Here is a 12,970-nt window from a genome sequence, read left to right as displayed (position 1 = left end):
ATGGTCGCCGAGCTCGCCTCTCGCCTTCACTCGCAGACTCGCATTCTGTTGCTCGAGGACAGCGAGATCGACGCCGAGCTCGCCATCACGCACCTGTCGAAAGCCGAAACCGATAGCACCGTGCGACGCGTGGCCACTCGCGACGACTTCATGCGCGAGATCGGCACCGGCGACTACGACGTGGTGCTCGCGGATTATTCCTTGCCTGATTTCGACGGGCTCGCCGCGCTCGACATCGTGCGCGAGCGCTGCCCCGAGATGCCGTTTATTTTCGTGTCCGGCGTGGTCGGCGAAGAATTCGCCATCAACGCGTTGCGCCGGGGTGCGACCGATTATGTGATGAAGCGCGGCTTGAGCCGCCTGCCAGCGGCAGTCGATCGCGCCGTCGCTGAAGCGCGCGAACGTCAGGATCGCATGCGGGCTGAAGAAGCGCTCCGTATCAGCGAGACCAGCGCGCAGCTTGCCATCGAGACCGCGGGTCTCGGCCGGTGGGAGTTCGATCCCGCCACCGGCATGTTTGACGTCGATGCACGTTGTCGCGAGCTGTTCGGGCTCGTGCCGCACGCCGTGCCCGATCGGGAAGCGTTTCTGAAAAGCTGCCACAGCGGCGATCGGCTGCGCATCGAATCGATCTTCAACGAGACCTTGCGCGCCAGCGCCGCGAGCAACATCGCCACTGAGTTTCGCATCATCCGCTCGGGCGACGCGCAAGAGCGCTGGGTTTCACTCTCGGGCCGCTCATTCCACGATGGCGGCACGTGCACCCGCTTGATCGGCATCGTCAACGACATCACCGAGCGCAAGCAGGCCGAGACCGCGCTTCACGACCTGAATCAAACATTGACCCTGCGCGTCGCGCACAAGACCGCCGAGCGCGATCACTTGTGGCAGCTGTCGAAAGATCTGATGGCGGTGATGACGCCGGTCGGCGCGCTCATCGAGGTCAATCCCGCGTGGCAAGCCTCGCTCGGCCATGGCACGAGCGAAGTGGTCGGCGAGCATCTTGCGAAGTTCGCGCACCCCGACGACGCGACCACCGTCCGGCAATCCGTGGCGCAAGCCGCGCTGGAAAATCAGCGTCCGTTCGAATGCAGGTTCGTGTGCCGGAACGGCGAGACTCGCTGGGTCTCGTGGTCGACGGCGCTCGGTCACGGCTGCATCTACGCGGTCGGTCGAGACATCACCGAAGACAAGGCCGGGCAAGCGCAACTCGAAGAGGCGCAGGAAGCTCTGCGTCAGGCGCAAAAAATGGAAGCCGTCGGTCAGCTCACCGGCGGTCTGGCGCACGATTTCAACAATCTGTTGCAGGTCGTGGTCGGTAACATCGAGACGTTGCAACGAAAGCTGCCGCCGAATCTGGAACGGTTGCGACGGGCGGCGGATCACGCGATGGCGGGCGCGCAGCGCGCGACCAACCTCACTCAGCATCTGCTCGCCTTCTCACGCAAGCAGCCGTTGAATCCGCGACCGGTCGCGGTCAACCGACTGGTCGCCGGCATGTCCGAGATGATGCAGCGGACGCTCGGCGAACTGATCCTGGTCGAGACTGCGATGGCGCCCGACTTGCGGCACGTGGAGATCGACGGCAATCAGCTCGAGATCGCGCTACTGAACCTTGCGGTGAACGCGCGCGACGCCATGCCTCACGGCGGCAAGCTCAGCATAGAAACATTCAACCTGGATACGCGCAGCCTGAGTCATTCCACGGTGGAGAATCTGCCGCGCGGCGAATACGTCGTGATCAATGTTCGCGATACCGGCGTCGGCATGCCGCCTGAAGTGCTGGCGCGAGCGTTCGAGCCGTTCTTCACCACCAAGAGCGTCGGCCAGGGCACCGGGCTCGGGTTATCGCAGGTTTATGGTTTCGTGCGGCAGTCCGGCGGACAAGTGCGTATCACTTCGGCGGACGGCGCCGGAACGTCGATTCGTATCTACTTGCCGGCGGCCCGGCCCGACGCGCAGGTGCCTGAAGAGGACGCTCAGAGCGAATGCTCGCTCGCCGCTCAGCGCGAAACCATTCTGATCGTAGAAGACGATCCCGATGTACGCGCTTTTACCGTCGAGACAGTGCGTGAGCTTGGCTACGATGTGCTCGAAGCGCGCGATGGCGTCAACGCGCTGAATGTATTGCGCCAGACTCCTGCCGGCGACATCGACCTGCTGTTCAGCGACGTGGTGTTGCCGGGAGGCATGAATGGCCAGCAACTGGCGCAGCAGGCAGTGGTCCTCCATCCGCGCTTGAAGGTGCTGTTTGCGACCGGCTACGCGCGCGACGTGATCGTGCATCATGGAAGGCTCGACCCGGGCGTGGAACTCATCACCAAACCTTTCGCTTTCGATGATCTGGCAGCGCGCATTCGTAGCGTGCTCGACGATCAGGATTCAGCCCGACATGCAAATTGAAGAATCGCAGACCTCCGGCCCGCTCACGTCCAGCATCAAACTGAATCGCCGCAATTCGCTGCGAGGCGCGACCGATCATTTGCATCGTGATCTGGACAGGATCGCGGAAGGATTCAACCTCGGCGACGTCACACACTATCGACGCTTCCTGCAGGCCAACGCCGCGACGCTGATCGCGATCGAACAGCTGCTGGAGAATGCCGGCGTCGAACAGCTGGTACCGGACTGGCCGCAGCGTTCGCGTCGCGCCGCCATCCTTGCCGATCTGCACAGCCTGCAATCCGACGTGCAACCGCTTGCCTTGCGCCGTACCGCGCCGACGTCTTCGGAAGTGTTCGGCATCTTGTATGTATTGGAAGGCTCGCGTCTCGGCGCGCGTGTGCAGCTGGATCAAGTGCTGGCCAGCGCCGACGAGAACGTTCGCAACGCTTCGACCTACCTGGGCCACGGTCAGCCGGGCGAAGGCAGCGGCCTGTGGCGCAGCTTCCTCGAGCAGCTCGAGACCCACGAAGCCGCCGACGATCAGACTCAGACTGTGTCTGGCGCGGTGTACGCCTTCACCATGTTCATCCGCGCCTTCGGTCAGGCCGCCAGCGACTTGCAGTTGCGCACTGCTCCTGCCGCCTGAGCTGCCAACTGTTAAGTCACAAACCGGTCCTGCGTCGTAGTTTTGGCCGCCACTGGTCCGGGCGGCCCAAAACTGTGCGCCATATCCGGCGGCCGATGACGGCGTTTCGCGACACTGCCGACGTCGAAGTCGAACGCATGTCGCAATGTTCTACCTTGCCGTTTGTGCCATCACCGCGCTTTGCGCCGTCGCCGCCTGGGCAATCTTCCTGCAACTGCGCATCCGTAAGCTGGACGTACGGGTGGTCGAAGCGGAGTCGCGGCATCGGCAGTTCATCGAGCAGGTGGAGCACGGCGGCATGGTCCGTCGCAAAATCGAAGCCCAGTTGCTGGAGAAACAGCAGCGGCTCGATCGACTGGCGCATCACGATCAGCTGACCGGCCTGCCCAATCGCTTATTCCTCTCGGCGCATTTGCCCGCGGCCATCGAAGAGGCCCGCCGCAAGAAAGCGGCGCTGGCCGTCCTGTTCATCGATCTCGATCGCTTCAAGCACGTCAACGATACGCACGGTCACGAGACCGGCGACAAGCTGTTACAAGCGGTCTCGCAAAGAATCAAAGACGCCGTGCGTAACGAGGACATCGTCGTGCGCATGGGCGGCGACGAATTCGTGGTCGTGCTCAACATCGTCCGCAGCAGCAACCAGGTTCAAGAGACCGCGTCTCGCATCACCAGCGCGCTGGCCGCGCCGTTGGAAATTGACGGCAAGCCGCTCGTCACGACGGCGAGCGTCGGCGTGAGCATGTTCCCGCGCGACGGCGAGGATGTGGGCGCACTCCTCCGCCACTCAGACACGGCGATGTATCAAGCGAAGGATCGCGGCCGGAACAACTTCCAGGTATTCAGTCCGGTCATGGACCGGCAGTTGAAGGAACGCGTCGCCATCGAAGCGAGCCTGCGCGCCGCGCTGGAATCGCAGACTCAGCTGGACGTGCACTATCAGCCGCTGATCGACATCGAGACCCGTCGGGTCGTGACTTTGGAAGCGCTGGTGCGCTGGAAACATCCGATCGACGGTTACGTCTCGCCGACGCGCTTCATTCCGGTCGCCGAAGAGACCGGATTGATCGCCGGGCTCGGCGACTTCGTGATCAAGCGCGTCATTGACGACATGGTTCAATGGCGCAAGGGCGGCAGCACGGTGCTGGTGCCGGTGGCGATCAACATCTCGCCGGGCCAATTGTCCCGTTGCGATCTGCGGCAGCGGATCGCGGAACTCACCCAGGTTAATTCCATCAGCCCGGCCATGCTCCAGATCGAGCTGACCGAAGGCGCGATGTTCGATCAGGTCGAGTCGCGTCACGGCTCGAACGGCGGTGAAGACGGCGTCGACGCCATCAACGACCTGCGCGCCCTCGGCGTGCGCGTCGCCATTGACGACTTCGGCACCGGCTACTCCTCGCTCAGCTATCTGAAGCGCTGGCGGGTCGATTACCTGAAAATCGATCGCAGCTTCATTCGCGACCTGGGCACCGATTCCAACGATCACGCCATCGTCGGCGCCATCATCGCAATGGCCCAGCACTTGAAGATCAAAGTGATCGCCGAGGGCGTGGAAGGCTGGTCGCAACTGGAGATGCTTCGCAAACTGGGTTGCCGGTACGCGCAGGGCTATCTGTTTGCCGAGCCCGCGCCCGCCAGTAAGTGCCGCGATTTCCTAAACGGCCGCCCGCTCGGCCTCAACGGCGACGATACCGATCTGCTGAAAGTCGTCAGCGCGTAAGCCACGGCCTGCGCCGCTTAGAAATTTTTCAAAAACAGCGGAACCGTCCCGCGCCGTCGCGCGTAGCAGAGGCTCGGGCGTCATTTGCGGGTGGGCGCCCGTGCATATCTTTGCGATTGCGTCGAAGGCTCCGCGAGCGAGCCATCTCTCAAAGCCCCACACACAGGAGTCGCGGATGAACCGACTGGCAAGTCGACTGCCGGCCATTGTCGAGCAGTATCAACAAGAAATTCTCACGGAGTGGGTCAGACTGCAGTTGGAATCGGGCACGTGGCGCGCCGGGCGCTTGCAGGAATCGCAGTTACGCGACGAGTCGCAACGCTTCCTCAGCTTGCTGGCGAACAACGTGCAAAAAGGCATGCAGTTCGACACCCGCAGCTCTCAGTGGGCCGACATCCGGGAATTCCTCGGCGAGTTGTCCCGCAGCCGTGCCACCCAGGGATTCTCGCCCTCACAAGTGGCGACCTTCGTGTTCTCGCTGAAGGAGCCCGTCTTCACCCGCCTGCGCACCAGCCTGCTCGATGAGCCGGCGGCGCTCGCGGACAGCCTGTGGGAAACGACTCTGCTGCTCGACTCGCTGGGCCTGTACACCACCGAGGTGTATCAGCAGGCGCGCGAGTCGGTGATCGCTCGTCAGCAGGAAGAGCTGATCGAGCTGTCGACTCCCGTCGTCGAGTTGTGGCCCGGCATCCTGGCCTTGCCGTTGATCGGCACCTTGGACAGCGAGCGCACGCAGGTCGTGATGGAAACGCTGTTACAGCGCCTGGTCGCGACCGGCTCCAGCATCGCGGTCATCGATATCACCGGCGTGCCGACCGTCGATACGCTGGTCGCTCAACATTTGCTCAAGACCGTGTCGGCCGCGCAGTTGATGGGCGCGGACTGCATCATCAGCGGCATCCGTCCGCAGATCGCACAGACCATCGTGCACCTCGGCATCGACCTGTCGTCGGTCGCCACCAAAGCCAGTCTGTCCGACGCCTTCGCCCTGGCATTGAAACGCCGCGGGCTGGGTGTGACATCAGTCGCTGCTCGAGGATAAGGCCGTGGATCGCGTCCCGATTCTGCGTCTGGGCGATTGTCTGCTGGTGACCGTCCAGGTCGACATGCACGATGAGCTGGCGATGACCCTGCAGGACGATCTCACCAACAAGATTGTCGCGACCAAAGCGCGCGGCGTGCTCATCGATATCTCCGCGCTGGAAATGGTCGACTCGTTCATCGGCCGTATGCTCGGAAACATCGCGGCGATGTCCCGCATCCTGGATGCGCAAACCGTGGTCGTGGGCATGCAGCCCGCAGTTGCCATCACTCTGGTTGAGCTTGGACTGTCGCTGCCTGGCATTCGCACCGCTCTGAATGTCGATGCGGGCCTGGCCCTGCTGCGCAATGCGCTCGACCGGAGCGATGAAACCAGCCATGTCGATTGAACCAACCACGCTACCCGTGCGTTCGGGCGAAGACGTGGTCAAGGTTCGACAAGCCGTACGCACGCTCGCCATGGATCTCGGCTTCAGCCTGGTCGATCAAACCAAAGTCATCACAGCGGCCAGCGAACTGGCACGCAATACGCTGACTTACGGCGGCGGCGGCGAATGCCGCATCGAGCGCCTGAACCAAGGCCCGAAGCGCGCCGGGGTGCGCCTTACCTTCGAGGACCGCGGCCCGGGCATCGCCAACGTCGATCTGGCATTGACCGACGGCTTCACCACGGGCAACGGCCTGGGCCTGGGACTCAACGGCGCACGGAAGCTTTCACACGAATTCGATATCTGGTCGCAGCCCGGCGTAGGCACCCGCGTGACCATTACTCGTTGGAAGTAAATGCAACAGTTTTCGATCGGCGATCCAAGTGCCGTCGCGCCTGCCCGACGCGGCATCGGCACACTTGCCGCCGATTTGGGTTTCGATGCCGAGGATGCCGGCCGCGCCGCGCTGGTCGCCACCGAGATAGGCACGAATCTGGTGAAGCATGGCGGCGGCGGCGAACTGATCGCGCAAAAGATTGCGCGCGATGGACGCATCGGACTGGAGTTACTTGGCCTCGACAAAGGTCCCGGCATGGAAGATGTCGCCAGGTGTCTGCGTGACGGCTATTCCACCAGCGGCAGTCCCGGCACCGGGCTCGGCGCGATGGAACGTTTGTCACAACGTTTCGAGATTTATTCACGGCCCGGTCGTGGCACCGCCGTGCTGGCTCAACTGTGGCCCGACTCGCGCGAACCGCCGCCGGGACTCACGCAGGTAGGTGCGCTGGTGGTGCCGAAACCCGGCGAGATCGCGTGCGGCGATCGCTTCTGTTATCACGAGCGCGTCGAAGGAGTGCTGGTCGCGGGCGTCGACGGCCTCGGTCATGGACTCGGCGCCGAACAGGCCGCCACCGAAGCGTGCCGCATCTTCGAAGCGGAGAATCATCGGCCGGCGCTGCGTCTCATGCAGATGCTGCACGAAGGCCTGCGCCCGACCCGGGGTGCCGCGGTCACGCTACTGGAAGTCGATTGGGATGCGGGCCGCGTCGCCAGCGTCGGCGTCGGTAACGTCGCGGCCGCCATGATCAACGGCGCCGAGACCAAACGGATCGCCACCGATAACGGCATCGTCGGTCACGTGATCTCCCGCCCGCGCGAGCTGATCCACACGTGTCAGCCCAATACCGTGCTGGTGTTGCATTCCGACGGCCTCACCGCGAGCTGGCAAGCCGATCGCTATCCCGGACTGATGCAACATCATCCGGCGCTGATCGCCGGCGTGTTGTATCGGGATTGCAAGCGCGGCCGCGACGATTCCCTGGTTGTTGTCATTCGACGCACACCCCCATGAACCGCTCTTTGCTACGTCTGGATCTCGCGCAGGATCGCGACATCGTCGCAGCCCGGCAGCGCGCCCGACAGGTCAGTGCCCTGCTTGGTTTCGATTCTCAGGATCAGGTGCGGATTGCGACCGCAGTGTCGGAGCTGGTACGCAACGCGATCCGCCATGCGGGCGGCGGCACCATCGAATTCATGCTGACGGAAGCGCCGGTCCATGGCGTCGCCCCTCAAGCCAATCCCCTGCTCCAGATCATCATCAGCGACAACGGCCCGGGCATCGCCAATCTGGACGATGCGATCAGCGACTCGGGCGGCGGCGAATTGAAACTCGGCCTGGTCGCCGCGCGCCGTTTGATGGACACGTTCGATGTTTATTCCGGCAAGGGCCGGGGCACGACCATCACGCTGGGAAAGTTTCTACCGCGTCGGACCGAAGGCTTTACGCCGATGCGCGCCGCCACCATCGTCAATCAACTGTCCGCCTCCGGCACGGCCGATCCCACCGCCGAGATTCAACAGCAGAATCGCGACCTGCTGCGCAGCCTGGAAGAACTGCGTCTGCGCAAGGAAGAGCTGGCCCATCTCAACGCCGAGCTCGAAGATACCAATCGCGGCGTGATGGCGCTGTATGCGGAGCTCGAAGAGCGCGCCGCGCATCTGCGCCTGGCCGACGAAACGAAGACACGGTTTCTGTCAGCGGTGAGTCATGAATTCCGCACGCCGGTGAATTCCATCCTGGCGCTGTCCAAAATCCTGTTGCATCGGCTCGACGGCGAGCTGAGCGCCGAGCAGGAAAAACAAGTCAGTTACATCCGCCAGGCCGCCGAGCAACTTTCGACCATGGTCGACGACTTGCTCGATCTGCGCAAAGTCGAGTCGGGCAAGCTGCAGCTGCGGGTCGAGAAATTCAATGTCACCGACCTGTTCGGCGCGCTGCGCGGCATGTTCAAGCCGCTCAGCATCAAGGACACGGTCTCGCTCAGCTTCGAAGAGATCGGTGCGCTGCCCGACCTGTACAGCGATCAAGGCAAGGTCTCGCAGATTCTGCGCAATCTCATTTCCAACGCACTGAAGTTCACCGAGGCCGGCACCGTGCGCGTCACGGCGAAGCTCGCGGCCGACACCGACATGATTGTGTTCTCCGTAGCTGACACCGGTATCGGCATCGCCGCGCAGAATCATCGGCACATCTTCGATGAATTCACGCAGGTCGAGAACCCGCTGCAGAAGAGCGTGAAAGGCACCGGCCTCGGCCTGCCGTTGTCGCAAAAACTGGCGGGCTTGCTCGGCGGCACCATCGATGTTGCCAGCGAGCTGGGCAAAGGCTCGGTGTTCTCGCTGGCAATTCCGGTGCGCCTGCAATCGCTGGCGCCGCTAGGCACGCCCGTGCCTGCCGAAACACGTAGTGCGCAGCGTGTGCTGATCGTCGATGACAGCGAGATCGAGCGCTATGCGTTGCGCCAGTTCTTGTCGAGCAGCACCTACGAAGTGATCGAAGCGACCGGCGGTTACGACGGGCTGCGGCTCGCGCGTCAGTCGCGTCCCGACCTGATCTTCCTCGATCTGGCCATGCCCGACGTGCACGGCCTGGAAGTGTTGAAGATGCTCAAAGCCATCGAGGAGACCCGGCCCATCCCGGTCATCCTGTTCACCTCGCAACGGCCCGATGACATCGGCGAGGAACAGGCCGTCGCCGCCAGCGGCCTGTTATTGAAGAGCGAGTTGTCACGCGAGTCCGTCGCGGCCGCGATCCGGCGCGCCAGCAGCCCGGGAGAAATCCACCATGCCAGCCAAACCTGAAATCATCCTCAACGTCGACGACAACGAGCCGGGCCGGTATGCGACCACGCGTATTCTGAATCGCGCCGGTTTTCAGGTGCTCGAAGCCGGCACGGGCAAGGAAGCTTTGCGTCTGGCGCGCAGCGCCTCGCCGCAGCTTGTCGTGCTGGATGTGAACTTGCCCGATATGAGCGGCATCGACGTGTGCAAACAGCTGAAGACCGATCCGGAGACCGCCGGCATCATGGTGCTGCAGGTCTCGGCCACCAATATCGCCGTGCTCGATCGCGTCAATTCGCTCTCCGCCGGCGCGGACAGTTTCCTGGTCGAGCCGATGGAGCCCGAAGAGCTGGAAGCGGTCGCGCGTGCGCTGTTGCGCTTGCATCGAGTCGAAGCCGAGTTGCGCCGCTCGCTGGCGGAACGTGAGCTGCTGCTGCGTGAAGTGAATCATCGCGTGAAGAACAGTCTGCAGCTGGTGCTCAGCATGCTTAGCCTGCAAGGCGGCGAATTCCGCGAGGCTGGCGCGAAGGAACTGTTCGCCAAGGCCATCGCGCGCGTCACTGCCATCGCTTCGATCCACGAGCGTCTGTATCAGGACTCAGATCCGCTCAGCATCGACATGCAAACTTATCTCACCGGTTTGTGCGCCGAGCTGGCCCGCGCCGGCATCGGCGAGGAACGACATACCGATCTGCGCACCGACATCGAGCCGATACGACTGCCGACCGAGAACGGCGTCTCGCTGGCGCTGATCGTCAACGAGCTGGTGATGAATGCCTTGAAACACGGTCGACCGGACGAGCGGCCGGCCATCATCAAAGTCAGCCTGCGTCGGGTCGAGCCCGGCCAGGCGCGACTGACCATTGCCGACAACGGTCCGGGCTTGAGTGCCAGCGACCCGGCCGGCGCCGCGAAGCCGTCCGGCGGATTGGGAACACGCCTCATCAGCATGCTGGTGCGGCAGTTGAACGGCCAGCTGAGAGTCGAGCATGCGGATGGCTACGCCGCTCACATCACGTTCCCGCTGCAGCCCGCGACGACATGGGACTCGAAGTCCTAATCGTCGAAGATCAAGTGCTGATCGCCATCCACCTGGAGGATCTGGTGGTGGAGGCGGGGCACCGAGTCAGCGCGGTCGCGCACGATGGACCCGGTGCGCTGGCCGCGGCTGCGCGCCATCGACCCAACATTGCCATCATGGATCTTCGGCTGGCGCACGGCACGAGCGGCATCGACGTCGCGCGTCAGCTGTATGAGGCGCAAGGCATCCGATGTTTGTTTATCAGCGCGAACATCGACGATGAGGTGCGCAGGAAGGTCGCCGATCTGCGGCCACTGGGCTTCATCGGCAAGCCCTTCCTGCCCGCCGAAGTCATCGGGGCTGTGCAGGCCGCGGCCATCGCTCTTGAATCGAACGCCTGTTAGCTGCGCGCTTTCAGAAAGCGTGTGAGCAACTGAGAAATCAGCGCCTGCGCCGACTGCGCCCGCTCTGGATTCCAACCGGTGCCCGCCGCCTCATCCATGTACACGCGCCGGGACAGTTCCAGCTGCACGGCATATACGCCTTCCTGCGGCTGACCGTACTTCATTGTGATATAGCCGCCCTTGAAGCGACCGTTCAGCACGGCGCCGAACTTGCCGTCGGACGTCACGAGGTCGAGCAATTGATCGGCGACGGCGCGCGGACAGCTCGCATCGTCACGTGTACCGAAGTTGAACTCCGGCAACTCGCCGATGAACAACGACGGCACTTCGCTCGCAATCGAATGCGCGTCCCAAAGCAACGCGTAGCCGTGGCGCTGACGGATCGCCTTCAACTCCTCGACGAGGCGCTGGTGATACGGCTGCCAGTATTGCTCAACCCTTGCAGCGATTTCGGTGGCGGTGACTTCGCGACCCGGCGCGTAGATCGGCTCGTCGTTGAAAGTCATCGGCGGACAGACCGGCGACGTCGGATTGCCGACGTACAGCGACGAAGAATCCGGCGACCGGTTCAAATCCACAACATAGCGCGAGTAGTTCGCCTTCAAGATCGACGCGCCCAGGCCACGCGCGAAGTCATAGAGATGGTGGACGTGCCAGTCGGTATCGGCCAGATGACTGCCGGCCAGCGTGAACCGCTGCGCGATCGCTTCCGGCACGTAGGTGCCCGCATGCGGAATGCTGATCAGCAGCGGCAGCGTGCCCTGGTGAAAGTCATAAACATTCATACTCAGACCCGATCCTTCTTGAACATCTTTTGCAGGGCGCGCTTGTAGCCGGCGGACACCGCCGTCTCGGCGAAATGGCGGCGATCCTGGACCAGCCAGCGACCGCCCACCATCACATCCCGTACCGACTCGCTGGTGCCGGAGAAAACAAACGTATCGATGATGGAGCTGTCGCTGCGTGCCGCGAACAACGGCGAGTTGATGTCCAGCACGACAACGTCCGCTCGCTTACCGGCCGCGAGTTCACCGATCGGCCGACCCGAGACGCGCGCACCGGCCGTGCACGCCTTCTGCCACAACAACGCGCCACCGGACAGAGTGCCATCCGTTAGCACGCCGCGCTGGCGACGAGCCAGTCGCGCCTGATATTCGAGCCAGCGCAACTCTTCGATGGGCGACAACGAAATGTGGCTGTCCGAGCCGATGGCAAACGCGCCACCGGCGGCGAGCAATGTTTCCATCGGAAAAATGCCGTCACCGAGATTCGCTTCGGTGGTGGGACACAACCCGATCACCGCGCCCGCTGTCGCGACGCCTTGCAGCTCTTCAGCTGTAGCATGCGTCGCATGAATCAGGCACCAACGGCGATCGACCGGCGCATTCTCGAGCAGCCATTCGATGGGCCGCTTGCCGGTGCGCTCCAGGCACGCCTGCACTTCACGCTCCTGCTCGGCGATATGGATATGAATCACCTGCCCGTCCCGTTGCGAATCGAGCACCATTCGCAGCGACTCGGACGGCACGGCCCGCAGACTGTGCAACGCCGTGCCCACTTCGAGTTGCGGCGAGCGCTGCGAGGATTGCCGGAGCGCGTCGAGCAGATCCAGGTACTCGCGCGTCTCCATGGAAAACTGTCGCTGCCGCTCGGTCGGCGGCGCGCCGCCAAAGTCGGACGTTTGATACAGCGTCGGCAGCAGTGTGAGACCGATGCCGGCCGTCGTGGCCGCATCCATCAGCGCCTGACTCATGGCCAGCCGTTCCTCGTGCGAGCGGCTCGAGGCCTCGCCATGACTGTGCAAGTAGTGAAACTCGCACACCGAGGTGTAGCCGGCCTTGACCATGTCTGCATACAACTGCGCCGCCACGCCGTTGAGGCATTCCGGCGAAATACGACTGGCCACGTCGTACATGGTCTCGCGCCAGGTCCAGAAGCTGTCGTCCTTGCCGCCGCGCTGCTCGACCAGACCGGCCATCGCGCGCTGAAACGCGTGGCTATGGATATTGGGCATGCCGGCGATGGCCGCGCCGTTAATCATTCTGGCGGCCGTGACGGTGTCGTCCGTGGCGACGTCGACGATATCTCCATCGGGATCGACTGAGATCACCACATTGCGACGCCAACCCTCGGGCAGCCACGCACAGGGGAAGCGATAGCGGGATTGCATGGACATGCGATGAGTATAAGACTTCGGAGGCG

12 protein-coding genes are annotated in these 12,970 nt (G+C 63.1%); 10 read left to right on the top strand and 2 right to left on the bottom strand.

Annotation, left to right across the window (positions count from 1 at the left end; all coding sequences use genetic code 11):
• The 10 genes from ACFPN2_RS18965 to ACFPN2_RS18920 all read left to right on the top strand — a co-directional run bounded on the left by ACFPN2_RS18965 (window position 1) and on the right by ACFPN2_RS18920 (window position 10,768).
• Window positions 1-2,403 carry a response regulator gene (locus tag ACFPN2_RS18965; RefSeq protein WP_380599297.1) on the top strand — a complete coding sequence of 801 codons (2,403 nt, stop codon included), beginning with the start codon at window positions 1-3 and terminating at the stop codon, window positions 2,401-2,403.
• A complete protein-coding gene (locus ACFPN2_RS18960) occupies window positions 2,393-3,031 on the top strand; it encodes a biliverdin-producing heme oxygenase (protein WP_380599295.1) in 639 nt (212 codons plus the stop codon). The genes ACFPN2_RS18965 and ACFPN2_RS18960 overlap by 11 nt, the downstream gene beginning before the upstream one ends.
• 145 nt (window positions 3,032-3,176) lie before the next feature.
• The gene (locus tag ACFPN2_RS18955; protein ID WP_380599293.1) at window positions 3,177-4,754 is read left to right on the top strand and encodes a putative bifunctional diguanylate cyclase/phosphodiesterase; all 1,578 of its coding nucleotides are present in this window, start codon (window positions 3,177-3,179) and stop codon (window positions 4,752-4,754) included.
• A gap of 175 nt (window positions 4,755-4,929) precedes the next feature.
• Window positions 4,930-5,796, top strand: a complete 867-nt coding sequence (locus tag ACFPN2_RS18950; RefSeq protein ID WP_380599292.1) for an STAS domain-containing protein — start codon at window positions 4,930-4,932, stop codon at window positions 5,794-5,796.
• Between the two features lie 4 nt (window positions 5,797-5,800).
• On the top strand, window positions 5,801-6,184 hold the full coding sequence (locus ACFPN2_RS18945) for an STAS domain-containing protein (RefSeq protein WP_380599290.1): 384 nt from the start codon (window positions 5,801-5,803) through the stop codon (window positions 6,182-6,184).
• On the top strand, window positions 6,174-6,578 hold the full coding sequence (locus ACFPN2_RS18940) for an anti-sigma regulatory factor (protein WP_380599288.1): 405 nt from the start codon (window positions 6,174-6,176) through the stop codon (window positions 6,576-6,578). The genes ACFPN2_RS18945 and ACFPN2_RS18940 overlap by 11 nt, the downstream gene beginning before the upstream one ends.
• The gene (locus ACFPN2_RS18935; protein ID WP_380599286.1) at window positions 6,579-7,574 is read left to right on the top strand and encodes an ATP-binding SpoIIE family protein phosphatase; all 996 of its coding nucleotides are present in this window, start codon (window positions 6,579-6,581) and stop codon (window positions 7,572-7,574) included.
• Window positions 7,571-9,364 carry an ATP-binding protein gene (locus ACFPN2_RS18930; RefSeq protein WP_380599284.1) on the top strand — a complete coding sequence of 598 codons (1,794 nt, stop codon included), beginning with the start codon at window positions 7,571-7,573 and terminating at the stop codon, window positions 9,362-9,364. The genes ACFPN2_RS18935 and ACFPN2_RS18930 overlap by 4 nt, the downstream gene beginning before the upstream one ends.
• Window positions 9,348-10,403 (top strand): histidine kinase dimerization/phosphoacceptor domain -containing protein, encoded by a 1,056-nt coding sequence (locus ACFPN2_RS18925; protein WP_380599282.1) that lies wholly within the window; start codon window positions 9,348-9,350, stop codon window positions 10,401-10,403. The genes ACFPN2_RS18930 and ACFPN2_RS18925 overlap by 17 nt, the downstream gene beginning before the upstream one ends.
• Window positions 10,385-10,768: a response regulator gene (locus ACFPN2_RS18920; protein ID WP_380599280.1), complete on the top strand. Its 384-nt coding sequence runs from the start codon at window positions 10,385-10,387 to the stop codon at window positions 10,766-10,768. The genes ACFPN2_RS18925 and ACFPN2_RS18920 overlap by 19 nt, the downstream gene beginning before the upstream one ends.
• On the opposite strand, the gene hutG is transcribed toward ACFPN2_RS18920, so the two are convergent.
• Window positions 10,765-11,553 (bottom strand): N-formylglutamate deformylase, encoded by a 789-nt coding sequence (gene hutG, locus ACFPN2_RS18915; RefSeq protein ID WP_380599278.1) that lies wholly within the window; start codon window positions 11,551-11,553, stop codon window positions 10,765-10,767. The two genes, ACFPN2_RS18920 and hutG, sit on opposite strands and share 4 nt — an antisense overlap.
• 2 nt (window positions 11,554-11,555) lie before the next feature.
• Entirely contained in the window at window positions 11,556-12,944 is a 1,389-nt protein-coding gene (locus ACFPN2_RS18910; RefSeq protein WP_380599276.1) for a formimidoylglutamate deiminase, read from the bottom strand.
• Window positions 12,945-12,970 lie beyond the last annotated feature (26 nt).

The organism is Steroidobacter flavus (assembly GCF_042651805.1).
GTDB classification, from domain to species: Bacteria; Pseudomonadota; Gammaproteobacteria; order Steroidobacterales; family Steroidobacteraceae; genus Steroidobacter; species Steroidobacter flavus.
The sequence above is the reverse complement of the archived record's forward strand: the minus strand, read 5'-3'. Positions and strand labels throughout refer to the sequence as shown.